The following is a 23914-nucleotide window of genomic DNA, read 5'->3' as shown; positions in this document are numbered from 1 at the left end:
TTCTCCGCCGGAATGATCTGCACCAACAGGGCGCACATCAGGTTCCATCTCAGAAAATCATTTTCTTTCAATCCAGTATTGGTACTTCATCCATGTCAGATTCGCCTGTGTCAGACAAGCCGCTTGAGCAACACGCCGCACTCCCTGTCTTTGATGGTCACAACGACGTGCTGTCACGCCTGTGGCGGCTTCATCGCGATAATCCGACCGATGCCTTTCTGAACGGGCCGTCGCAAGGTCACATTGACCTGCCCCGGCTCCGGCAGGGCGGATTCGCTGGTGGCCTGTTCGCCACCTATGTTCCCTCTGCCAACGGTGATGCAACATCCATACCAAACGGTAACGATTCATTAACGACTCCGTCGATGGCGCAGGCGCGTGACATCAGTTTCTGGATGCTCACCACATTGCTGCGCCTCGAAGCGCAGTCCGCCGGGCAACTGCGCATCTGCCGCAGTGTGGCGGAGATCCGCCACTGCATGGCACAGGGCGTGGTAGCCGCGGTGATGCACATCGAAGGCGCCGAGATGCTGGATGCCGAACTGGACCTGCTGGATATTCTTTACGCCGCCGGGCTGCGCAGCCTGGGGCCGCTGTGGAGCCGACCGAATATCTTCGGTCAGGGCGTGCCGTTCCGTTTTCCGTCTTCGCCGGACACCGGCGACGGCCTGACCGACGCCGGGCTGCGGCTGGTACGCGCCTGCAACGCCAAACGCATTCTGGTGGACCTCTCCCACATGGATGAAAAAGGCTTCTGGCAAACGGCGGCGGTTTCCGACGCGCCGCTGGTAGCCAGTCATTCCAACGCTCATGCATTGTGCGCCCAGTCGCGCAATCTGACCGACAACCAACTGGCGGCGATCCGCGAACGCAGCGGCTTTGTCGGCGTCAATTTTGGCACCGCCTTCCTGCGCGCTGATGGCCGCAAAGACCCGTCCGCCACGGTGCAGGAGATCGTCCGTCACGTGGAGTATCTGCTGGAAAAACTGGGCGAAGATGGCGTCGGCTTCGGTTCCGATCTGGATGGCACCACCATCCCCAGCGACCTGAAGGATGTGGCCGGATTCCCCATTTTGGTGCAGGCGCTGGCTGATCGGGGCTATTCACGCACTCTGTTGGAGAAAATCTGTTACGGCAACTGGTTGCGGGTTTTGGAAACCACCTGGGGCGAATAGTCAGCAGACACAACCTGACGCTATCCGACCACGTTTTTCAGAAAAATGGCGTAGTTCTTGCTTGGTTATACGTTGGATCGCGCCCCATCGGGCCGGTCCGGAACACATCACACAATGGGACTCAGGTTATGCGCTTACGCCACATCGAAGTCTTTCAGGCGATTGTTCAGGCCGGCACCATCAGCGGCGCAGCACGGCTACTCAACGTTTCACAGCCCAATGTCAGCCGGGTGTTGAATCATGCCGAGCAGCAACTGGGGTTTGCCCTGTTCGAACGCCGTTCACAGGGATTAGTCCCCACGGTGGAAGGCCAGCGGCTGATGCCGGAGATAGCACAGCTTTACAGCCAGTTGCAGGCAATTTCCCGCCTGACCGAGAACATTCGCAAAGGCCAGTGTGAAACCATGCGGCTGGGTGCGGCGCACGCCTTCGGCCAGATGATTGTTGCTCCGGCGATGGTGGAGTTTCAGCAGCAGGTGCCTCTCATGAACATCGAGCTGGTAACCGAACACTTCAGCACCCTGTGCCAGAACATTCAGCAGCACCAGCTCGACCTGGCGCTGGTGTTTGGCCAGCAGGTGCCGCCGGATTTACTGGCCGAGCCGCTGTGCCAGTCACGCATGGTGGCGATTCTGCCGAAAGACAGCCCGCAGCAAGGGCCGGTATCGCTGGAATGGTTGTGCCACAACAACCTGCTGATGATGCAGCAGCAGGACCCGCTGGGCCAGGTGGTACACCGCGCGCTGCATGATCGCCGCCTTAAACCGGCGGCGTCGCTGTACATCAAAACCTATTCGGTGATCGCCGATATGGTGCTGGCAGGCGGAGGCACCGGCATTGTTGACCTGTTCACCGCTCGCCGTTATGCCGACCAGCTCAAAATCGTGCCCATCAGCCAGCCGTTGCCGTTCGAGGTGATGCTGATAAGCCGCCGCGATATCCCGCAATCCCGCGAAATTCTGCAACTCAAGCAGGTGCTGAAAAGCAAGTGCCGTGAACTTGCCAGCCAGTGCCAGCCGCTGCTGGACGCCGCCTAACCGCCGCGTCGGGCGTGCGGCCACGGCGTAGTCTGGCGTAGTCTGGCCGCACGCCTTGAGTTGTCAGCCCGTTAGCGCTGTCGCTTTTGGTAACGCCCCCTTATAATTACTCCATCACTTCTTAAACAGGTATGCACCGATGATTCGTAGCATGACCGCTTACGCCCGGCGAGAAATCAAGGGTGACTGGGGCAGCGCCGCCTGGGAGCTGCGCTCCGTAAACCAGCGTTATCTGGAAACCTACATCCGTTTACCCGAACAGTTTCGCAGCCTGGAGCCGGTAATCCGCGAACGCATCCGTAACCGCCTGACCCGCGGCAAAATCGAATGCGGCCTGCGTTTTGAGCTGGACCCGCGCGCACAGGGGCAACTGATCCTCAACGAGCCACTGGCCAAACAGCTGGTGGCGGCGGCGAACTGGGTGAAACTGCAAAGCGACGAAGGCGAGGTAAACCCGCTCGACATCCTGCGCTGGCCGGGGGTGATGTCGGCACAGGAGCAGGATCTGGATGCCATCAGCGCAGAGCTGATGAAGGCGCTGGAAGCCGCACTAGACGACTTCATCCTCGCGCGCGAAAGCGAAGGCAACGCGCTCAAAGCGCTGATTGAACAGCGTCTGGTAGGCGTCAGCGCCGAAGTCGCCAAAGTCCGCGCCCACATGCCGAACATTCTGCAATGGCAGCGAGAAAAACTGCAAAGCAAGCTGGAAGAAGCACAGGTACAACTCGACGGCAACCGGCTGGAACAGGAACTGGTGCTAATGGCGCAACGCATCGACGTGGCCGAAGAACTTGACCGGCTGGAAGCCCACGTGCGGGAAACCTACAAAATCCTCAATAAGCAGGAAGCCGTTGGCCGACGCCTGGACTTTATGATGCAGGAATTCAACCGCGAATCGAACACGCTGGGTTCCAAATCCATCAACGCCGACGTCACCACCTCCGCCATCGAACTGAAAGTACTGATTGAGCAGATGCGCGAGCAGATTCAGAATATTGAGTAACACCTCACAACGCATCACCCACCATCAAAAAACCAATAAGCCCGCCGCATAGCGGGTTTTTTGGTTATCACGGGCTATCATCAGGAAGCAACAAAGCGCATGATTAGAGTGTACACTTGGGTGTGCCTGTAGAAAAAACGCATTAACAAGAATCCAGTACCCACGCGGCATAGAGCCACCAACTCAATAAACAGACTCGACGTGAGCAACAACGCCCTGCTTTCAGGGCGTTTTTATTGGCACGCCAGGCATGGTGCGCAGCACACTAATAAAAAACCAGGCCGAAGCCCGGTTAACAACAACATAAGAATAAACACAGGGAGGGAGTGACTCGTGATAATTGAGGATGGGATAGAGGGGTACGGGTCCCAACCTCAGCTCACATTATTTATACAGAACCGCGTTGCCGTGCAGAGTATCGTCACCCTGAACAGACGTGATCTGGAAGGATTTGGCACCAGCAGCATCGGCTTTAGCGGCCAGTTTCGCTTGCAGGCTGTCGAGCGTGTTGGCGCTGGCAGAGACACTGCCGATTTCCTGACCCTGCGGGTACTGGATTTCCGTTGCAGCAAAAGCGCCGACAGACAGAGTGCTCAGTGCGATGGCAGTAAATACAGTTTTCATGTTCATGATAGTTTCCTTTTTTGCATGTTCTTCGTTGGGCATTTGTAAGTGACAAGTCAATTATCACTATGGTAACTATCTCCAACTTAACAAAAAGTGCGATACATATCACATTTCTATGACATGAATATAAAAACACAACTTATTCAGTAAATTACTTCCACCAGGTATAGTTTAAGCCCTGCGAAATAATTAGCTGAATAAGCATGATGGAAACCAGGACTCACAGCATACGGCCTCGCCGAAATGGTAACAGTGTTAATAATTTCTAATAAGCATTACTTTTACTACTGATTAACTATCCCGAAAAATCCAGAACACGCCGGGGCTGTGGCCCCTGAATTATTCAGGGTATAAAAGGAAATAATATGTCAACTAATGAACATCAATTTCCCTTAAATAAACGCAAGTAATCACGCTGGAAAAGTAAGCAGCAAAAACGTTAACATATATCCCCATCAGGTAAGTTTCTGCGCAAAAAACATGACGTTCATGACGTTGATGACAGGGGGAAAAATGTTAGAAATATTCGATGTAGATTTTAGCGTAATGTCAAATAACAAGCTGGATGAGGTATTTACACTACGCAAAGAAACATTTAAGGATCGTCTTGACTGGAACGTCAACTGTATTAACGGAATGGAATTTGACGAGTACGATAATGAACACACCACTTATCTTTTAGGTGTTAAAGAAGGGAAAATTATTTGTAGTGTCAGATTTATAGAAATAAAATATCCGAATATGATTACGGGTACATTTTTTTCTTATTTCGACAATCTCAAAATCCCCGAAGGAAATTATATTGAATCTAGTCGTTTCTTTGTTGATCGTGACCGGGTAAGAAATTTGATTGGCACCCGTAACCCAGCGTGTCTGGCATTGTTCCTTTCCATGATCAATTACGCCAGAAAATATCGTTACGACGGAATTCTTACCATTGTCAGCCACCCTATGTTGACGTTGTTAAAACGATCAGGCTGGCGTATCTCCATAATCCAACAAGGGCTATCGGAAAAACAGGAGAGAATTTATCTGCTGCACCTGCCAACTGATGATGAAAGCAGGCACGCACTGATTGAACGCATAACACAAATGACAAAGGCCGAATCTGACCAGCTCAAGACTTTGCCTTTGCTGATTCCACTGGCTTGATCAGGTTCATTTCGACACCAAGTCGGATAGCATGTTTGGCATTCAGCACGCCCAGTTTTTTTACAACATTGCCGATATGAAATTTTACTGTACTGGTGGTAATGCCAAGAATCAATGCAATTTCCTGATACGTTTTTCCCATGCTCGCCCAGTAGAGAATCTCATTTTCTCGCAGTGAGAAAAGATCGGCTTCTTGCGACTTATTATTATTTCTGTTTCGGCTCATCTCCCGATAAAGGGAGGTGAGCTTTTCATGGGCCGAGATCAGCAACATTTGCAGCTTATCTTTATTATTTTGAACAATCTCTTCCAACTCGCTACTACGATACTCCTCAACCATGAAAGACAGCGTCGCCAAATTGTTACCCGGATCATGCAGCACGAATGTATAACCATTAACAATGTCGTATTCTTTGGATAAATTGAATATTCTGGAAAATTTCAATTTAGAACTGATAACCAGATCATCATCCCAGGAAAAAGGGGAAATCTTATTAATCGCTGTCAGGATAACTGGATCGATATGTTGATAATTATTACTTCTGTAAATTTCAACCCATTCTGGTGGATAATTGGAAATAATTACGACATCTGTCGGCTTCTTCTTGTTCATGATCAAATAAGCATACTTGAAGTCGCCATAGTGTTTTAACTTTCGGTTAAGATAACTCTGTATTGTGCTATTGATGAAGTCAACGTTAGAGAATGATATAGACATCCAACTCTCCCAAAGTCGCGTGTGACAGCCCAGGCTGACCGTAACGGCATGAAAGTATAGTATCAACCTATACCTTAGTCTAACTATCTTTCCCGATGCAAACTCCTTAACATTTGCAGTAAATAACATTAAGCACAAAAATAAAAACCTCTGATCCATTTTAAAGATCAGAAAGCCAAATTGGCGAACACCAGGGAAATATCAGTTAGTTTATTAATATATATCCAAAATAATTCAAATTGCAGTCAGTCGGCAACCGAGTGAATCTCCAACAGCTGGCGTTGAGCCAGTACCGGGGGTAAGTGCAGGCGAACAACTTATCTGCAATCTGGAGTATGGCGGACTTATAACATTGTATTTTATAAGCTTGTATTGTTGGCTCTTCCTCCCTCCTGCTCTCTTCGGATCGCAGGTGAGAGGGAGGTCATTTTTTCCTTCCCGTGATTGTTCCACGTCTGCGCCCATCAATGCCACCCACAGCAACCTCCAGGCAAAAACCTCGATAATACAGCTATTAGAATAAATTATGCGTTCTTTGCCGCTGCTCTAACAGCACTTGTCCTGCCGCATCAACGGGCCGCAATGTCAAACAAAACGCCCGAATAAAACGCTGTTCATACTCCTGTAAAAAATACACATAAGGGGGAAGCGTAACACTTCACCAAAATAGCTGTACGACCTGCAACCAGACATAAAAAAAAACATCTGCTGTCGGTAGTCTGATATAAACGGCATTGACGGGATAAAAGCCATGAAATTCAGCCATATCGGATACATCGCCAAGGATAGTGGCACCACTATCGCCGCGATGGCGACCTTTTTCCCTCATATCACGGTACATTGCAAGACCGTCACCGCTCAGCCGATTTACGTCACCTTCAGGAGCACCACCTATCACGATATGCAGATAGAACGGGTGGAGCCAATGCCGGAAGCGGGATGCGGGACAAAGAACGCAAGGATTGCCTGCCGTACCCTATCTGCTTTGAAGCAGGTTATTTCCAAAAGAAATACCAACTGTTACGCGCTGAAGGCTGGCTGGCGCTTATGCGCCCGTTTTATGCCTATCCGCACGGGCCGCAGGCCAGTCATCTGTACAAACCGGAGGCGGGCATTATGGAGAGCGTGTCCGGCAGCATCAGTCTGATCGCACAAGGAGCAACTACGTGAATGATTACGCCCTTTTCATCGCACCCCTAAAACGTCTGATTGAAGACACCTTACCTGAGGGGCGCCATATTGGCGGACAAATCGATATCGCCCCGGAGAAAGCGCGCCTCACCGCGCACTATTCACTATCGCCAATGCTGAATACACTGGGTGTGCCAGCCGATTACCAGCCAACCTGCTGGCTGGAGCATCAAGGCATTGCCCTACGGACATTGCCCTTGACTCTGCGGTGCGAAGTCTATGAATCATTAGGCTACATCGATCCTAATCTGCTGTTCGCCGCCCCCGGCCCCGGTATGGCGGCGCTGGTGGTGGATAACATGGGCAACCAGGAACAGCGCGATGCGTTCTTCTCGCAGTTTAGCCGCGAGCTGACCTGGAGTGCTTTTGCCATGACCGAGCCGGAAGTGGGCAGCGATGCACAGAAAATAAAGACCAGCGCCACCAAAGTGGATGGCGGCTGGTTGATCAACGGCGAGAAATATCTGATAGGCAATGGCGTCATTGCCGACACAGGGGTCGTGTTTGCCCGCACCGCCGCCGGCCCGCTCGGCATCAATGTCTTCATCTTTTCACCACGTCATCAGGATGGCGTATTCGCCGAGCGAATCCCAATCAGCGGCGTACCGGGCTGTAACGTATCGCATTTAACCTTTCGGGATCTGTTCGTGCCGGACAGTGCGCTACTTGGGCAACATCTGAAACCAACCGAGCGCTTTGCCCGTTCCGCCATGGTGACCTTCGATTCACTGCGCCCTTGTGTCGGTGCGATTGCACTTGGCATCGCTCGTTCCGCGCTCAATCTCGCCTTGCAGCAACGTTGGAGCACGCCACGCGCCGCCTGGCTACTAAAAGCCAGACGGCAGTTGCAGGCAGCCATGGCGCAAGTTCGCACGATCTGTGAGCGTTTTGAACAAGGGGAAACCAGCGGACGCGAAGCCGGGCTGGTCAAAATCACCGCCACCAGGGTGGCTGAGCAGGCCGTAATGACTGTCATTCATCATGCGCCCCCCGCCGCACTGGGCGAATATCCTCGCCTGGCGAAAGCCTGGCGCGACGTGAAAGCCTTTGAATACACCGAAGGCACCACCTTTATCCATCTGATTAACCATGGTTATCGGTGTGAGTAACCAGGCTGACCCGGTTTTAGCCCTGCCAACCGCCCGCTAGCGCAGGAAACGGGTAGCCTGACGGTAGCAACGCGTACTACTCGCGTTCCGCACTCTGTTACAGCAAAGCTTGTTGTATGCCGCACCAGGTTTATCCATCACCATTTTGGGGTTCAAGGCGCAAGGGCTGATACTGACTGAGAGTGATCTGCCCTGTACCTTGCCAGAGCGCTCAGGTGCCTTACATCACCTACAGTCGGCATTGAACAAAACCGGCACCCCCCATTGTTCAGATTGACTTGATCGCCCCGCATAACGTTAACCACTCTTCATCGTATCGTTTGGCGCGGTTAATGAATTTTCTACGGGAAAAATTTCTTTGGAAAATATCCCGTGCCCGGTCACGGCGTTAGCATCGCTCCATTCATCAGTTTTCACCCGTTACAGCAGCAACAACAGTTGCCCAAAGGCGATACCGCATTGCTGGTCAGTGTCGCGCAGAGGCAATACTCATCGCTACTGATTGAAATTCGAACAAAGTGCAATACACAGTTGCAATATCGGGCAATACACAACGGTGATTCCCGATAAGGTACGTAGTTATCGCGCTAATGGTATGCTTTGCGATTCAACTAACAGGACAGATCAATGAAGACTCTTACGTTGAGTAATGTATTAAAAAAATTGGATGCTCTGGCGTTTGAATGCATGGACGGCACCACACATATTCACCTGATGAACCGTTTGCGATGCTACACCGCCAAGGGAGGCGTTTGTGCCCACGTATCTTGACCCAAGGTCGATACTGCATCGCAGCTTTACGTCGTCCGCCAGTATGCCGCGGCAAGCGATAAGCCCTGCGCAGGAATACTACTGGCACAGCTACGCCTCTCGCTTCTTTGCCAGAAACGGGCTTGACTGGCATGAAAGGCTGGTCAACCTGCAATGCAGTAGTCAGACGAGTGACCTGACATCGTTCATCAACATGATCGGCCAGTTGCTGCCCGTTTATCAGGCCGGAAATGATCTGTCGCATATTGATAGCGTACTGATGGCGCACTGGACGCCGGACCTGCACCTTGGCAGTTCGGTGATCAACTACGTGATTGAGACGCTCAGGCTACCGGCCTGCCTGGCGTTGACTATTCGTGATCGCGGACCGGACGCCGCCTTGTTCGCACTCTCCAGCATTGCTAATTGCCAGCAGGAAGACAACCACGATTCGTTATTGTTGATTGCCGACCAAAGCAGCCTGCCGTATCCATCCTCGCTGCTTGAGTCCATCGCCCCCGAAAACAACGCCTGTCTGTTTTCCGTCTGCTGTCATGAGCGACCGCTACGCTATCAGGGGTTCTGCCGTCGCCCTCACACTGCCGCCAATATGTTAATGCAATCTGTAACCGAATTATGCCAGCGCTTTGCCCTGCGACAAGACCGCTTACACATAGTGGCAGAACCGCTGTTGCTAACATCGCTGCCGTCATCAATCGCCGGTATCACCACCAATCCACATCTGGTATGCGCTGCACCCTTTGTGGCGCTGGCAGAGAATTATCAGTCAGGCTGCGATTATCTGCTGTTGGTTCATTATCAGGACATGCTCAGCGCTGTCGCACTGCAGGGGCTGGAATAGTCCGTTGCTGTTGGTGCCAGCGGCGCGACCTGCCACGTAATCCGGCAAATCTCACGTTATGTTGTCCTCCAGGCTGGATGCCTGGATGTGGCAGTTGCCACCAGCTATGCAGGCGCATCGGTCTGACCACATTATTTAGCCGTATTTATCAGAGCTATTCTCAATTTCAGACAACAATCGATAATTCCGCTATGCATAATAGCAATCAGGGAAAGCTTTCGTCGGCTTGCCGACGTAAGAGACAAGGATGTAACTCCCCCGCACCGCCCGAAGCCATGGACGAATATTCGGGTGGGTATCGGCCAGACAAGGATTGGCTGGCCGCGGGTTTTCCCTCCTGACATGGGATGTCAGGCTTGCATAGCAAGGATAGCAACGGAAAAAGGAGAGAGGAATGAAAGCGTTGCATTTGTTCCGTGCCGGTACAGCTACCATTGATGGTGGCCTGTTTGCCAGCAAGTCGGCACAGTGTGGATGTGCCCTCCTTTACGACAACTGGATGTCAGCCGTGGCCTGAGTGTAACTTTGGTTTGCAGTAATGGATATCGCGTGGAGACCAGCGCCAGACAGGATGTTCTGGATAAGCTGGTCATCCTCCCTCAGGGACAACGCTTGCCGCCTGTCGTTCCTATCTCTACATATCATCCAGCACCAGCAGGCGCCAGGTATCTGGCATGGCCGATTCAACAGGAAGCAGGCAATAACTCAGCGCGACGGATGGCTCCCCTGGCATCCACTCCTCACCGAGGCAACAATCGATAACCTCTCCGGAATCCGCCACCTGGATTGCGCCCTGGCTGTCTGTCAGGCAGCTAAATGACGACAGTGATTTGTGTAACCCTAATCCCAACGCTTTGATATACGCTTCTTTGCGGCTCCACAAACGGATGAATGCCGGCAGAAATAGTGCATCATCAAGCGAGTCCAGCCAGCGAATTTCTTCATGGTGAAAGAAACGTCTGGCCACCGACCGCTTACGGTCTACCTGTCCCTGGCAACTTTCCACATCCACGCCCACCGGGTTATGACGCGCAAAAACAAACGCGAAGGCACCATGAGTGTGAGAAAGATTGAACTGAATTGCCGGATGTTGTGGCAAAAACGGTTTGCCATGTGGGTTACGGGAAAAACTCAGTGTACTGGCATCCTGCTGGCACAGTGGTGCCAGCAGGATACGCAACATACCTTGCGCCAACTGACGCGGCGTCAATGGTGCATCCAACGCGAGACCACAGGCTTGATGAGCCTGCGCGACTATCATCGGGTGTGCCCGTTGCGCACGCGGCACCACAATGCAGTGGGGGTACCGCCATGTTCTCGCGGTCAGGTCATCCCAACGGCAGGAAGATATTAACGACACAGCCTTCTGCATCCTTACGATTCTCCAGCGTCAGGTGTCCATCATGCCCTTCGACGATTTGCCGACACAGGATCAGGCCAATGCCGCTACCATGGGTTTTAGTGGTATAAAACGGCACGAACAGGTTTTCGATATTCGCCACCCCTTTACCCTGATCAATAATCTCAATATGTAGTTGTTGGGCGATCACTTTCCAGCGCAGTACGATCTCACCGGGTTCTGTCCCCATCGCTTCATCGGCGTTTTTCAGCAGGTTGATAAACATCTGCTGCATTTGATTCGCATCGACCATCACCAGTTGTGGTGACTCACCCAAAAAGACCAGTTTACGCTGAGGAAACAGCATCGCCATTTGCATCATCAGCCCAGCAATATCGCATGGCTGTTTATTGGCTGGCGGCAAACGATTCAATTGGCGGTAACTGCCCACAAAGGTGATCAGTTCACGGGCACGATTGTTGATGATCTCCATGCCGTTGGCCAGGTCTGGCGCGGACGGGTGTTGATTATCCTTACGGAACACCTGCAACAACGTCTGACTGATGGACGCAATCGGCGTCAACGAATTGTTGATTTCATGGCTGATCACCCGCAGCAGGTTCTGCCAGGTTTTCTGCTCTTCATTACGCAGCAGTTTGCTCACGTCACTGATAAAGAGCAGATGATTTTGCCGACCATCCTCAATAAAAGAATCGTGACGAATCTGGAACATGCCTCGCGTACTGGGGAAACGCCAGTCAATCGGCTCAGCACCAGACGATTGCTGCAGTAGCCCCTCCAGTCCAAACTCTGCCGCCGGCTGCCCCACCACCAACGACAACGGTTTGTTGACCAGGGCTGCCGCCGCTTCGTTGCACCAAATGACACGACGCTCAGCGTCCAGCGCAAACACGCTGATGCTGATATTGGAGATCACCTTGTGCAGCACATAGTAGGTTTCTTTTTGTTGCTGACGGCTACGCGCCATCGCGCTGGAAAGCTGGTTAATCTGTCGGATAAGGTTATCAAACGCGCTTTTACCCTTGGTTACACCGCGCAGGCTGAAATTTTCCTGCTCCAGTGCTTCCAGTAAGTTCGACACAACGTGGCTCTTGGCATTAAGGCGCTCGGAAAACGTAAAACTGCTGTAGATCAGACACAGGAAAATAATGAATACCGTCAGTATTTTCAGATATACCGACTGATCGGGAAACAGCCATAGCAGGAAATACCCCAGCAACCCCGCAACCGCTGCAACATTGAATGACAACAGGTGAGGAGGTTCAAAGGAGAAGTCGAGTTTACTCATGGTTAATTTTGTATTTTTCCAGTCGTCGGTAAAACGCACTACGGCTCAGACCCAGCGAATGGGCCGCCTTGATGGCATTCCCCTCAAATTTCACCATACGCTGACACAGCAGACGTTCTTCAATATCGGCCAGCGTCGCATCACAATCCAGTTCCGGCTCGGTTTTCACCGTTTTTTGCGGCGCAGTTGCGCCTGGCAATGACGGAAAAATATCGTCACTGTCCAACCGTGAGGATCGGCAAAGCAGTACCGCTCGTTCCAGTAAATGGCTCAGTTCGCGGATATTTCCCGGCCAATGGTAGCCATATAGCGCGGCCTGCCCGGATGGACTGAGTCCCGGTGCCGACTTGTTGTATTTTCTGGCATACCGATCAATGAAATTTAGCGCCAGCGGCATGATATCCTGCTGCCGCTCGGCCAGTGACGGCACGCGTAATTCAATGGTGTTAAGACGATAATAGAGATCCTGACGAAATGTTCCTTCGGCTACTCTGACGGCTAATTCGGCATTGGTGGCGGCAATAATGCGGCAGTTGGTTTTCAAGGTGCGAGACGACCCCACCCGCTCAAAGCACCGTTCCTCCAGAATACGCAACAACTTACTTTGCTGACTCAGCGGCAAGTTGCCGATCTCGTCCAGAAACAGCGTCCCTTTGTCTGCCAGTTCGAAACGTCCAACCCGGCTTTCGCGGGCATCGGTAAACGCGCCTTTCACATGACCGAACATCTCGCTTTCAAACAGGTTTTCGTTGATGCATCCCATGTTCACCGACACCATGTTCTCGTCACGGCGTGAAGAAAGCTGATGAATAACCCTGGCAAGCAGACTTTTACCGGTACCATTCTCACCCAAAATCAGGATGTTGGTTTCGGTAGCGGCCACCTGTTCCACCACCCGCATCAACTGTTTCATCGGCACGGATTCCACGACCCACTCGCCGTTAAAATTGTCTTCCAGCTCCAGCTTTAACAGCTTGTTTTCTTCTTTCAACCGCTTGCCGGAACGTTGGCTCAGGCTAAAGGAGATTTGCTGGCGAATCACATTCAGCAACCGCTCGTTGTCCCAGGGCTTCTGGATAAAATCCACCGCACCCGCACGCATGGTGCTTACCGCAATATCAACGCTTCCCCAGCCAGTCATCGCCACGACCGGCAGGTACTCGTCGTATCGCTTAATCTCTTCGAGCAATAACAGGCCCTCCTGGCCAGACGTGGTATCACGCTGATAGTTCATATCCATCAGAATCAAATCAAAATCATGCTGAGATAACTGAACGGGCACTTGCTCAACTGTGGAACAGAGTGTGACCTGATAACCTTCCATGGAAAGTAGCATCTGCAAGCTGGCTAGAATATGTGCGTCATCATCAACAATGAGAATATGTTGCTTATCCGCCATATAGATCCTTATCACGCGGGTTCATACTGAAATTCACACTGACGGGCTACGCCGCAGGAAGATTCCCGCCGCATTCGTCCCTGACAGCATCATCGCTCCATCGTAACGATTAACGGTTCTGTTAACTGCTAACGGTTCTGTTGCGGGAAACCGGAGCGCTGCCCGGTATCCTGCCACGAGCACACACGCTGGCACTATTCCGACAACAGCACAAATCATACCAATGTACATCCTGAACGCTGTTCATACCCCAAACACGGCGTTGACGGCAGTCATCCATCACCGATCCACGCAGGCCTTTCAGCATAGCCCACATCGCGCCTTCCCGCTCTTTATGTAGGGTAACGCATCAGACTTGCCATTTACGAGACGAGAAATCCCATATTTGGCATTACCTCGCCTCATTAATGGGACGGATTACGGGTGGGTGTAAGCATTTCCTTTAAAAACAACCAGTCACAACATGGCACACAATTTGCGTTAAGCAACTCGTACACTGGACTGCGGGACAATAATTAACCACTGACTTCACCGCTGTTAAAGAAACATTTCTGGATTAAGCCGGACCAGACTCGGGGAATCAATTTTTTGGGGACGACACCATGAGCTTACAGAACGCCTTCGCCCATACGTTGGATAATGATATGTTCAACAATAATCTGATTCAGGATATGTACCGCCGTCACCCTAACTTGCGAAAAACGCTCGCAGCCAATAATAAAGCAACCAGTCTGGCGGAAATCATTGATTACATTATCGACAATATCGGCAACAACATTACGCTGGAAGATCTTGAAGCCGTCAGCGGTAAATCAAAATTCGATATCTGCCGTCTTTTCAATCAGGTTTATAACATTACGCCAATGCGCTGGATTTGGCGTGTACGCCTGACGCTGGCAAAAGAAATTATTCATATTTCGCCCAACTGGTCGCTCACCGATATTTGCTACGCCTGCGGTTTTTCCTCCCTGCCGCATTTTTCTCGTTGTTTCACCAAGACCTACAACATTCCACCGCTGAAATACCGCAAAGCGGTTTCACTGGCACGGGAAAACGAACTGCCCCGTACTATACAAAACATGAGCTTCGATATTATTTTCGGCAAACAACGCCACCTGTTCTCTCGTCATGTGCTGCTGGACAATATCCAGAATCTCTGCAACTAAAATGCTTATGGTGGGCCTGATTTATCAGCGCCCACCGCCCTACTGCTGCTCAATTACTATACTGCTTATTTGCTATCATATTCGCGTTGCCGCCATCGGCATCGGACTAAACCGCGACAAATACGATGCATTAAACCTGTCGCAGCATGGATGACATGGATGAATGGCGCTCCCTGATTTTCAGTTCCCGCCTATCCCTGTCCGCGTCAGCTAAAAACGACACAATACGCTGTTACACGCGAGAGCTGGCCATCGTTCCCATCCTTGTTCTGTATTCAGACCACCGTCAAACTGCTCGCCTTGCCATAGATGCTATAGAGCATCATGGAGAAGTAGGACAAGCTGTGGGTATTGCCCAGCAAAAAACCATGCCCACCCATCATCTTTTCCGCTTCGTTGTTAAGCTGGGTTATCTGGTAGTGATCATCTTCCAGTCCGGCAACGTCGCCTTCTCGCAAACGTTGATACTGTTGCTCCAGCAGTAGCGACGCCTTACCGGCTACATCAGCAAAGCTGGCTTTGATCAATTGATGACGGGTGGTTTTGGTGCCAAAACTGTAGCGGCCAGACAGATGCTGCCAGCTCATGGTTTGCATACGTGCCAGCAACCCCAGACGAGCGACGCACACCAGTATCGGAAAACTGGCCGGCAGCGTCGGAACATCCGTACAGCGCACCACATCCAGACCAAGGTGATTCAGCACCCGGTCAAACAGGCGCAGAGACTGACTGGCCTCCAGCAGACTGCTGATGTCCTGAATCTGATACCCAATCGGGTGAGCGTATGATTTCTCTCCCGACGCTGGCTGCAATAAAACCATCAGCGCATCGGACAGTGGTTGATCACGAAAGACTTCCCAAACTCGCTTGATAAGTTCAACTGACATGCCGAACCTCCTGCAATCCATTGGCATTCAGCCAGCTCATGTGGCTACACCGCTTATAATCCCAAAGCATCATAGACAGACACATAGCGTGAAGCTTTGCCCCAGCAGCACCGTTTTATGGCTTGCAATCAAGCTCAATCGGTCTGTAACTACTTTGCCAACAAACAAATTTTGTTTTTGTCCGCAGTTGCCGACACCAGGTTTGCAGCACGTTTCTCATCTCGAAAAGGGGATGTCACCGGGGAAATAGCCAAAACATTGACTCAAAACGGGAGCACAAGGCATAAAACGCACGGGATGTTTTCCGTGCGTTTTATGCCGAGTCTCCCTGTTCTTAGGCGGTCATATCACCGTTGGCATGGATAACACTGATAAGCTCAGCAATCCCCGGCTCCTTCAACATACTGTAGTGATCTGCCTTCAGCGCCAGCACCGTCGGCGGCAGTGCGGAAAACCCTCTGTGATTCTCAATGAATGAGTAATCATCGCCCTGCGCCTGGATGATAGTGACGGGTGCATTCAGTTGCCGCTGCTCTAGCTCTCTGAAGGTGTAGGTGAACTCGAAAGTTTGCGCCACAATCCGGATGATCCGCCTGACTACGCCATCATCTAATGCCGGATTAAGTCCAGTGATAAACGCCACAAAACTTTCCTCATCACGCACCGTTTCCAGACAGCGTTCCAATGCCGGGTCGGTGATACTGCCGATGAATACCGAGAACAGAATGGTCAGATAGCCTGGGTTATCAAACCCTGCCGTACGGCTCATGCCAGCCACCCGTTCATCACGCAATTTCGGCGAACCGGGAGCCAGCAGAAACAGATTATCCACCACCTCGCCCACCTGTTCCAGTTGCCAGGCAGCTTCAAACGCGACGCGCGCGCCAAAGGAGTAACCCCACAACGTATAAGGCCCGTGAGGCTGATGCTGGCGAATCAGCTCAATATCCCTGGCAGCCATCTCACTGATGGTGGCATACGGCACCTCACCGGGGTTGATGCCATGAGCCTGAATGCCAAAAAATGGTCGAACCGAACCCATCCGACGCGCCAGTAACCGCAGGTTCATGCAGTATCCCCCCAGCCCCGGCCAGCAATAGACAGGCATCTGGCGTCCTTTAGGCTGTAACCGAACCAACCGGGATACCGGCTCCTGACGCGTGCGACTCAGCCATGTCGCCAGTTTTTCAACGGTAGGCGCCTGAAACAGCACCTGCAACGGCAGGCTGGCGTTCAGTGTGGCATTCAGCTCATGGATAAGGCTGACAGCGATCAGCGAGTTTCCTCCTGACTCGAAGAAATTGTCATCCACCGATATAGTCTCGCGCTTTAATTTCGCCTGCCAGACAGCCATGATTTGGTGTTCCAGCGGGTTACGGGGGGCAATTATCGTTTTGTGTCTCAGTTCAACATTGATATTCGCCAGCGCTTTCATGTCGATTTTGCCGTTCACCGTCAGCGGCATTTCATCCAGAATCAGCAACTTGTTCGGCATCATGTAATCCGGCATAAAGGCTGCCAGATCATCACGAACCATCTCCGCCGGCCCTTTCATGTGCACCATGTCTTCCTTCATGCCTTCACTGTATTTCTGCTCATCACTGATGCGTCCGCCGATGAAGAAGTAATACGGTCCGGTGCGATGACCGAGTATTTGCCAGAAACGGCGAGCAGCAGGCAGATCGTTACCGGTTTCCGAGCTATAACCGGAAGACATCAATCCGATGTTCATATCGTTCATCTGCAAACGCTGGAGTGTTCGCCCCACATGCACGTATCCCGGCCAACCTTCGCTCCGGCTGACGAGACTGATGCCAAACGACGAGCGCTCATATACTGCCTGATTGATGGCGATAACATGCTTTTTCTTAATGATGTCATCGGCGATACGCTGCAAGTCGCCACGAACATAGCGGTAGGTCCCCACCGGCAAATCGGCGATCTCTGTGCCGGTGGTCTGCACATAAATATCCAGATCGTCTTTTGCCAGCAAACACGTTCCGCACTGCACATCGCACGCCCCCAGATAATCATCGTCCGGGTTAATAGCCAACGGCGCCGGGTTCAGCGCAGCCATATCGCACAGCACGACGCCCAAACCGTAATCCGGCAGTATCTTGTCCAACAGACCAATGATGTGCCCCATTTCGATTTGCAGCACTTCCCGGATATTGTTTTTGTAGATAGGCTCAATAGCGCTTTTCTTGCCGACAAAGTGCAACCGCAGGCTACCTGGCGGCACCGATGCCTGTTCGCTAACCCGAATCAACTGGTGCTGAACCGGCTGATAGTAGTAATACCCGGCGGACACCCCGGCCACGCCGTTCAATTCCAGAAATACCTGGGTGGCGTACAACGCACCCGGTGACGCATAGGCATATTTGGGCAACAACCGCTCCGCACTGGTGAACTGCCCAAGATAACGCAGACAGTGCCCCAGTTCGTCCAGCGTCAAAGCACCCCGTCGGCGAGGGACCGCCGCCGGCAGCGGTTCTTGCAACAGCGATAAAATATCGTCACGTCGAACGACGCCACCGTCGTAAAACCGATAGGTTTTACGGGAGAACGCCGTGCGGCGCTGTTTTTCGTCGGGTTGTTTGCCGGGCAGATCAAGGGTATAGGGCTGACTATCTATCGGAAATTCCCGACACCCCTGGTTCGCCAGTTGCAGCATCACCTGCGCTTTATTGGCTTTGGACTGATGATGTACGCCATGACGCCCCTGATCCATCAGCACCGCTTCGCGGGCGTTTAGTTCAATAAACGCAATCAGGTTCTGATAGCCGGTAAAAGGATCGTTTCTGACGATCACCGCCGCCGCTTTCACCCAATCATGGGTTTCGATTGCCGAACGAATCTCATCCAGTTCGACACGATAACCGCGCAGTTTGATCTGATTGTCAGCTCGACCAGCATACTGGACCGTACCATCGTCATTCCAACTGGCGAGATCGCCGGTTTTGTACAAACGCCCCCCGGAGCCGGTCGGCGCAAACGGATCGGCAATAAAACATTCGGCGGTCAGATCCTCGCGGTTCAGGTAACCCCGTGCCACCCCATCACCGCCGATGTACAGTTCCCCGGTTTGCCCAACCGCCACTGGCGTGCAGCAGTTATCCAGAATGTAATAACGAGTATTCGCTATTGGTGTGCCGATGGGCAACGTATCCGGTCCCTGCCTGACTGCGGTTGGCTCCACACGGAACGCGGAACTGTTGATGGTACATTCGGTCGGGCCGTACAAATTGACGAGTTCGCAATCAGGCAGTGTTTCCAGACACTCCAGCGCCAGATGCTTTTGCAATGCCTCGCCGCCGCTGAAAATCTGCCGCAGTGCCGGACAGTCAGCCAGACGTTCAGTATCCAGCAATGCCTGTAACAACGTCGGCACACACTGCAATGTAGTCACCTGATACTCCGCCAGCATATCCACCAGGTGCTCCGGATTTCGGTATACGCCCGGCTCACCCATCACCACCTGGCAGCCGCAGGCTGGCGACAGGATTTCCCACTGCGCCGCATCAAAGCTCATCGGTGTTTTCTGCAAAATCACCGTCTCTTTATCCAACGCAAAAGTCTGTGCCAGCCAGTTCATCTGATTCAGCACGCTATGGTGTTCGATCATGACACCTTTCGGTTTGCCGGTGCTGCCAGAGGTGTAAATCACATAGGCCAAATGATACGGTGAGATATCTATCGCTGGCGCGTCGGGCAACGCATGGGCGTGCTGGCGCATAAACGCATCGACATCATCCGGCGTCACAACCTGTATGCCTTGCGGCGACAGCGCCAACAGTTGTTCACGCAAATGAGGCTGAGTAACAACGATACGAGTCTGGCTGTTCTCCAGCATATAAGCCAGCCGGTCTTCCGGGTACTCCGGCGACAATGGCAGATAAGCGTTGCCGGACAGCAGAATCCCCCACACGCCGGTCATCAATGTCAGCGACGGCTCGACAAACAGTCCCACACAGCACTCGCTATTGACATTCTGCGCATTCAGATAGTGCGCCAGCGCGCCTGCCTGCCGGTAGAGCTGCTGGTAACTCAGCTGTTGATCACGAAATATTACCGCGGTCTGCTCCGGCTGATGTTGCGCCCGGTGTTTCAACTGGGTGACGATGTTCGTCTCACCACGCCACACACGGTCAGTCTGGTTAAAAGAATGCAACACGCGTTGACACTCGGCATCATCAATCAAACGGATATCAGCCACTGTTTCTGCGCCGTTTTTCGCGGCGAATGCAATTATCTGGCGCCATACCACAGGCAGTTTCTCTACCTGCACCGCGTTAAAACGCGCCGGGTTAAACCGCAGCGTCAGCATAAATGCCTCTTCGTTGCTGGCAACATGACATACCAGCGCCTGAACCGGCTGATTATCTACTGGTGGTTGCCATGTCAGCTCCAGGTCAAAAAGATCATGAAGTGTCTGTTGCTTTTCCAGTGTCAGTACCCTGGCTCCTATATTATTTTCCTGTTGAATAGCGTCCGGCGTCATCCAGTTCATCATATTCTGAATAAAACTGACAATTGACGTAGCACTATTAATATTAATATTTAATGGAATGATATTTTCATGAATGCAGCTATCATATTTCCAAAAATTTATTTCTTGCGGATGCAAATGAAAACCGACAACCATTTCCTCATTCTGGCTAATACGCGCCACCGCCAGACTCAGAGTGGAAAAGAGATAACGAGCCAGAGAGACATCGTCATGTTCAGGAAATAATCCTTTACTCAATACCCATACCGGACTATTGAATACGTCATTTGAGATGTTATCCATTACAATCCTTATTTACGAATTAATAAAAACACGATTGAAAGATTTTATTTCCGGGCAACTACATGCCGTACATAAGATTTGGCCTCAGATGTCAGTCTTAAGGCCAAATGTATTTTCTGGACAACTCTAGCGATTAAGAAAAATCGGGTAGACTCAGTAATAAGACATCGGGGAAGAAGACTTTCTTAATAAAGCGTGGGCAGCCCCGACTACCTCGCTAAATGTATCAACCATTACCTGCGGCTCTGCCGCTTTGAGCTGATCACTATTGTGAACGCCCCAGGTAACCGCAATGGCAACCATTCCAGCCTGTTTAGCCATCAGCAAATCATGTGTGGTGTCTCCCACCATCGCAGTGGTGGCCGCCTCGGCCCCCAGGCGAGACATCGCCAGCAACCCCATTTCAGGGTGTGGTTTAGGATGCGTCACCATGTCTGCGCCCAACACCAGATCAAAGAACGGCCATAACCCTGCCGCTTCCAGCAACGCCCTGGCACTGACGAATACCTTGCTGGTGGCGACCGCCAGCGTATACCCTTGCCTTTTAAGCAAGGTCAGCCCGTCCACAACGCCGGGAAAAACCAGACCGGGCGCCTGCGGCAGCACCTGCTCACGAAAAACAGCCTGATACTGCCTGACAGCTTCGGTTACCCGTTTATCCTCAACCGGTAGCGACAAAATCTGACCAAATGCGTTCTCCAGCGGCAAACCAATGGTGGCGCGGATAGCACGGCTATCCTCACATGGCATTCCCAGATCACGCAATGCCGTGATAAATGCACTGACAATCCCGCTCGGCGTATCGACCAACGTGCCGTCCAAATCAAAAATGATAAGTGGTTTCATGAGACATATCCTTATGCCTGATTTTGCTGCCGCAGATAGTCGGCATGGGCGCAGGCCAGCTTACCGGCCAGCGCCGCCGTGCTGATCAGCACCGACATATTGGCTTTAACTGTGCGTCCTTGCGTGGCTTTGGCAACGGCACGCATCAGATACGGCGTGGTGCCAGGTCCGCGAATACCCTCATGTTCCGCCTGAATCGCCGCTTCACAGATAATCGACTCGACTTCATCCTTATCAATAGCATCCTCATCGTGAATGGGGTGGGTAATCAGCACCGAACTCCGGTTACCCAGCTTCCAGTACATCTCAACGGAGCGAGCCACCATAGCCGCATCATCCAGACGATGCGGACTGCGCAACCCGCTGGAACGACAATAAAAAGCGGGAAAATCGTCGGATTGATAGGAAATGAGGGGTACACATTGGGTTTCCAGATATTCCAACGTCAGACCAAGGTCAAGAATGCTCTTGGCACCCGCACATACTACTGCGACCTGAGAGCGGGTGAACTGGATCAGATCGGCAGAAATATCCATCGATTTTTCCGCCCCTCGATGTACGCCGCCAATACCCGCCGATGCAAAGAAAGCAATACCGGCCAGATCCGCTGCCACCAGCGACGACGCGACAGTGGTTGCGCCCATGCCGCCTTGCGCCAGAATTAACGGAATATCACGGCTGCTGGCTTTGGGAACACCGTTGGTCGCCCCAAACCGTTCGATATCGGCATCCGACATGCCAATAAGAAACCGACCATTTTCGATACCGATCGTCGCCGGAATGGCGCCTTCGGCACGAACAGCTGCTTCAATTTTTTGGGCCGTGTCCACATTGCCGGGATAAGGCAGACCATGGGCAATCACGGTTGACTCCAACGCGACTACCGGCTTACCAGTATCTAGCGCGTCCTTTACTTCATCGCTAACCCGTAGCAATTCATGCAAAAAATCCGTTTTAGACATAATATTCTCTCATCCAAGGGTTATGTCAGGTTATATCCTGACGATGCCGTACCCACAGACGCAGGGGTGGTGATGACTCACGTCACGTCTGGTATTAATGACATAGCAATCATTAAGCTCATGATATTATCGAAAATAATACATCCTGAATTATCATCGACTCATATTAAGCACAAGTAGCTTACTCTACTGAATGATGTATAGTCTCATTATTAAATAAAAAAATGTTTTTTCTGTCTGCAAGATATCGGCTATTAGTCTAATCACCTAAATTTATTAGCCAATATTCCGTCATGCATCGATTTTTAGAAAGGTAGGTTTTATTATTGAATTTATAAAATGAGCATCGCTCGATGCACCGTCACGCACGGTATTACAAGGATCATTACGAACCTTGTTCTGAAAAAACGACACAGACTGTGTTATTCCAAAAGCCAGCTTTTTTCCGAAAACAAAGTATTAAAGTTACATAGATTGCTTTAATATTGCATACCCAATATTATTTTATGATGAATTAAACAAAAATATTTTTTTATTTAGCAAAGAAATCGGATTGTGCTAAGCGTTTCTATTTTTTCTTTCTGCTAAAAAGAGAAATATCCTGCACCATCACAATTCCAGAAAAAATTAATACCACACCGACTAACTGCGCATCGGACATGACCTGATGAAGAAATAGAAACCCCAGCAGCAGGGCAACCAGTGGGCTGAGAAACCCCAGCATTGACATCATTACCGGAGAGTTTGCTTCAATACCGGAAAACCACATGAAATAGGCCAGCAGAGAGCCAGGAACGGCCAGGTAGCAATAACCCGCGAGATTGGTCAAGGTCATCGCATCCGGCAACGGCTCTGCGCATATCTGTATCGGCAGAATAACCAGCCCACCACAAAACAGCTGCCAGCCAGTAAACGTCAACATGGTCATACCAACCGGGCGGCCCCATTTCTTGGTCAGCACCAGACCGGACGCCATACTCACCGTCGCCAGCACCGAAGCCACCAATCCAGCCGGATTCAACGGCGCTTCCGGCAGCGAAATCAGCAACGTGATGCCAATACCGCCAGTGACAGCCGCCACCATGTGTTTTTTCAGCACCGGCTGCGTCAGCAACAGGAAAGACAGCAGAATGACAAGCAACGGCTGAAGCGACCCCACCAACGCCACGACACCACCCGGCAGGCGATAGGCAGCAAAAAACAGCAGCACAAAGAACACGCCGATGTTGAGCGCGCCCAATACAAACAAACGCCATAACCAATTGGCTGGCGGCAGAGTTTTGCCGAGAATAAGAATAATACCCGCCGGTAACGCGCGAATCAGCGCCGCCAGCAGTGGTTTATCAGCGGGAAGAAACTGAGTGGTAACAAAGTAGGTAGTGCCCCATACACAAGGAGCGTAAAAAGCGAAATCCTTTAATTTCACGAATAGACCTTCCTCAAACTGTTCCTGTCAAAAACAAGAGCCGGCTTTGCCAGCCCTGATCAGCCTGAGGCGTCATGCACAACCTCCCTGGCTGTACAGAAGGCGCACATCCTTGTGCAGTTCTCCTGACTTACTCACTGGTGATCTTCCCTTATCCTGACGCA

At 51.6% G+C, this 23914-nt stretch carries 19 protein-coding genes; 9 read left to right on the top strand and 10 right to left on the bottom strand.

All coding sequences use genetic code 11. The features are described 5' to 3' along the window. The first annotated feature begins 92 nt into the window (after positions 1-92). The 3 genes from Dpoa2040_RS10090 to Dpoa2040_RS10080 all read left to right on the top strand — a co-directional run bounded on the left by Dpoa2040_RS10090 (position 93) and on the right by Dpoa2040_RS10080 (position 3215). Entirely contained in the window at positions 93-1175 is a 1083-nt protein-coding gene (locus Dpoa2040_RS10090) for a dipeptidase (RefSeq protein WP_042873516.1), read from the top strand. 128 nt (positions 1176-1303) lie between these two features. Further along, the gene (locus Dpoa2040_RS10085; protein WP_042873518.1) at positions 1304-2212 is read left to right on the top strand and encodes a LysR family transcriptional regulator; all 909 of its coding nucleotides are present in this window, start codon (positions 1304-1306) and stop codon (positions 2210-2212) included. 139 nt (positions 2213-2351) lie between these two features. Continuing rightward, entirely contained in the window at positions 2352-3215 is an 864-nt protein-coding gene (locus Dpoa2040_RS10080; RefSeq protein WP_168641157.1) for a YicC/YloC family endoribonuclease, read from the top strand. Between the two features lie 384 nt (positions 3216-3599). Here the strand turns inward: Dpoa2040_RS10080 and Dpoa2040_RS10075 are convergent, their stop codons facing one another. Beyond that, the gene (locus Dpoa2040_RS10075) at positions 3600-3845 is read right to left on the bottom strand and encodes a YdgH/BhsA/McbA-like domain containing protein (RefSeq protein WP_042873519.1); all 246 of its coding nucleotides are present in this window, start codon (positions 3843-3845) and stop codon (positions 3600-3602) included. A 510-nt stretch (positions 3846-4355) separates the two neighbouring features. Here Dpoa2040_RS10075 and Dpoa2040_RS10070 point away from each other — a divergent pair. Then, complete coding sequence (locus Dpoa2040_RS10070) at positions 4356-4994, top strand: acyl-homoserine-lactone synthase (RefSeq protein WP_042874125.1); 639 nt, start codon at positions 4356-4358, stop codon at positions 4992-4994. On the opposite strand, the gene Dpoa2040_RS10065 is transcribed toward Dpoa2040_RS10070, so the two are convergent. Further along, positions 4960-5712 (bottom strand): LuxR family transcriptional regulator, encoded by a 753-nt coding sequence (locus tag Dpoa2040_RS10065; RefSeq protein WP_168641156.1) that lies wholly within the window; start codon positions 5710-5712, stop codon positions 4960-4962. The two genes, Dpoa2040_RS10070 and Dpoa2040_RS10065, sit on opposite strands and share 35 nt — an antisense overlap. Before the next feature lie 939 nt (positions 5713-6651). Between Dpoa2040_RS10065 and Dpoa2040_RS18375 the strand changes: the two genes are divergently transcribed. From Dpoa2040_RS18375 to Dpoa2040_RS18470, 4 genes are all read left to right on the top strand, one after another. Then, on the top strand, positions 6652-6882 hold the full coding sequence (locus tag Dpoa2040_RS18375; RefSeq protein ID WP_246867279.1) for a hypothetical protein: 231 nt from the start codon (positions 6652-6654) through the stop codon (positions 6880-6882). Continuing rightward, positions 6879-8012: an acyl-CoA dehydrogenase gene (locus Dpoa2040_RS10055; protein ID WP_168641155.1), complete on the top strand. Its 1134-nt coding sequence runs from the start codon at positions 6879-6881 to the stop codon at positions 8010-8012. Before Dpoa2040_RS18375 ends, Dpoa2040_RS10055 begins: the two co-directional genes overlap by 4 nt. A 754-nt stretch (positions 8013-8766) precedes the next feature. Continuing rightward, positions 8767-9624: a hypothetical protein gene (locus tag Dpoa2040_RS10050; RefSeq protein ID WP_371810631.1), complete on the top strand. Its 858-nt coding sequence runs from the start codon at positions 8767-8769 to the stop codon at positions 9622-9624. Between the two features lie 394 nt (positions 9625-10018). Beyond that, positions 10019-10141, top strand: a complete 123-nt coding sequence (locus Dpoa2040_RS18470) for a hypothetical protein (protein ID WP_256376379.1) — start codon at positions 10019-10021, stop codon at positions 10139-10141. A gap of 117 nt (positions 10142-10258) precedes the next feature. On the opposite strand, the gene Dpoa2040_RS10045 is transcribed toward Dpoa2040_RS18470, so the two are convergent. Genes Dpoa2040_RS10045 through vfmH form a run of 3 tightly spaced genes read right to left on the bottom strand, consistent with a single transcriptional unit; the run spans position 10259 to position 13671 of the window. After that, positions 10259-10984 carry a 4'-phosphopantetheinyl transferase superfamily protein gene (locus tag Dpoa2040_RS10045; RefSeq protein WP_371810630.1) on the bottom strand — a complete coding sequence of 242 codons (726 nt, stop codon included), beginning with the start codon at positions 10982-10984 and terminating at the stop codon, positions 10259-10261. Then, a complete protein-coding gene (locus Dpoa2040_RS10040; RefSeq protein WP_168641153.1) occupies positions 10953-12272 on the bottom strand; it encodes a PAS domain-containing sensor histidine kinase in 1320 nt (439 codons plus the stop codon). Before Dpoa2040_RS10040 ends, Dpoa2040_RS10045 begins: the two co-directional genes overlap by 32 nt. Continuing rightward, positions 12265-13671 (bottom strand): two-component system response regulator VfmH, encoded by a 1407-nt coding sequence (gene vfmH / locus Dpoa2040_RS10035; RefSeq protein ID WP_042873532.1) that lies wholly within the window; start codon positions 13669-13671, stop codon positions 12265-12267. The genes Dpoa2040_RS10040 and vfmH overlap by 8 nt, the downstream gene beginning before the upstream one ends. Before the next feature lie 602 nt (positions 13672-14273). Between vfmH and vfmE the strand changes: the two genes are divergently transcribed. Then, complete coding sequence (gene vfmE, locus Dpoa2040_RS10030) at positions 14274-14837, top strand: AraC family transcriptional regulator VfmE (protein WP_042873534.1); 564 nt, start codon at positions 14274-14276, stop codon at positions 14835-14837. A gap of 275 nt (positions 14838-15112) precedes the next feature. On the opposite strand, the gene Dpoa2040_RS10025 is transcribed toward vfmE, so the two are convergent. From Dpoa2040_RS10025 to Dpoa2040_RS10005, 5 genes are all read right to left on the bottom strand, one after another. Continuing rightward, positions 15113-15724 carry a hypothetical protein gene (locus Dpoa2040_RS10025; protein ID WP_042873537.1) on the bottom strand — a complete coding sequence of 204 codons (612 nt, stop codon included), beginning with the start codon at positions 15722-15724 and terminating at the stop codon, positions 15113-15115. Positions 15725-16058: 334 nt separating this feature from the next. After that, positions 16059-20516, bottom strand: coding sequence for an amino acid adenylation domain-containing protein (locus Dpoa2040_RS10020; RefSeq protein WP_168641152.1), 4458 nt, complete (start codon positions 20514-20516; stop codon positions 16059-16061). A 153-nt stretch (positions 20517-20669) separates the two neighbouring features. Then, positions 20670-21362, bottom strand: coding sequence for an HAD family hydrolase (locus Dpoa2040_RS10015; RefSeq protein ID WP_168641151.1), 693 nt, complete (start codon positions 21360-21362; stop codon positions 20670-20672). 11 nt (positions 21363-21373) lie between these two features. Then, positions 21374-22324 carry a pseudouridine-5'-phosphate glycosidase gene (locus Dpoa2040_RS10010; protein WP_168641150.1) on the bottom strand — a complete coding sequence of 317 codons (951 nt, stop codon included), beginning with the start codon at positions 22322-22324 and terminating at the stop codon, positions 21374-21376. Between the two features lie 568 nt (positions 22325-22892). Continuing rightward, entirely contained in the window at positions 22893-23750 is an 858-nt protein-coding gene (locus Dpoa2040_RS10005) for a carboxylate/amino acid/amine transporter (RefSeq protein WP_168641149.1), read from the bottom strand. Between the last annotated feature and the right edge of the window lie 164 nt (positions 23751-23914).

Source organism: Dickeya sp. CFBP 2040 (genome assembly GCF_012273755.1).
Taxonomy (GTDB): domain Bacteria; phylum Pseudomonadota; class Gammaproteobacteria; order Enterobacterales; family Enterobacteriaceae; genus Dickeya; species Dickeya poaceiphila.
This window is presented reverse-complemented; position numbering and strand designations above follow the sequence as displayed.

Bases quoted from the DNA above. Each gene is read 5' to 3' on its own strand.
- Dpoa2040_RS10015 (WP_168641151.1), bottom strand. From the start codon at position 21,362: ATGAAACCACTTATCATTTTTGATTTGGACGGCACGTTGGTCGATACG.
- Dpoa2040_RS10010 (WP_168641150.1), bottom strand. From the start codon at position 22,324: ATGTCTAAAACGGATTTTTTGCATGAATTGCTACGGGTTAGCGATGAA.
- Dpoa2040_RS10080 (WP_168641157.1), top strand. From the start codon at position 2,352: ATGATTCGTAGCATGACCGCTTACGCCCGGCGAGAAATCAAGGGTGAC.
- vfmE (WP_042873534.1), top strand. From the start codon at position 14,274: ATGAGCTTACAGAACGCCTTCGCCCATACGTTGGATAATGATATGTTC.
- Dpoa2040_RS18470 (WP_256376379.1), top strand. From the start codon at position 10,019: ATGAAAGCGTTGCATTTGTTCCGTGCCGGTACAGCTACCATTGATGGT.
- Dpoa2040_RS18375 (WP_246867279.1), top strand. From the start codon at position 6,652: ATGCGGGACAAAGAACGCAAGGATTGCCTGCCGTACCCTATCTGCTTT.
- Dpoa2040_RS10065 (WP_168641156.1), bottom strand. From the start codon at position 5,712: ATGTCTATATCATTCTCTAACGTTGACTTCATCAATAGCACAATACAG.
- Dpoa2040_RS10075 (WP_042873519.1), bottom strand. From the start codon at position 3,845: ATGAACATGAAAACTGTATTTACTGCCATCGCACTGAGCACTCTGTCT.
- vfmH (WP_042873532.1), bottom strand. From the start codon at position 13,671: ATGGCGGATAAGCAACATATTCTCATTGTTGATGATGACGCACATATT.
- Dpoa2040_RS10090 (WP_042873516.1), top strand. From the start codon at position 93: ATGTCAGATTCGCCTGTGTCAGACAAGCCGCTTGAGCAACACGCCGCA.
- Dpoa2040_RS10020 (WP_168641152.1), bottom strand. From the start codon at position 20,516: ATGGATAACATCTCAAATGACGTATTCAATAGTCCGGTATGGGTATTG.
- Dpoa2040_RS10025 (WP_042873537.1), bottom strand. From the start codon at position 15,724: ATGTCAGTTGAACTTATCAAGCGAGTTTGGGAAGTCTTTCGTGATCAA.
- Dpoa2040_RS10070 (WP_042874125.1), top strand. From the start codon at position 4,356: ATGTTAGAAATATTCGATGTAGATTTTAGCGTAATGTCAAATAACAAG.
- Dpoa2040_RS10085 (WP_042873518.1), top strand. From the start codon at position 1,304: ATGCGCTTACGCCACATCGAAGTCTTTCAGGCGATTGTTCAGGCCGGC.
- Dpoa2040_RS10040 (WP_168641153.1), bottom strand. From the start codon at position 12,272: ATGAGTAAACTCGACTTCTCCTTTGAACCTCCTCACCTGTTGTCATTC.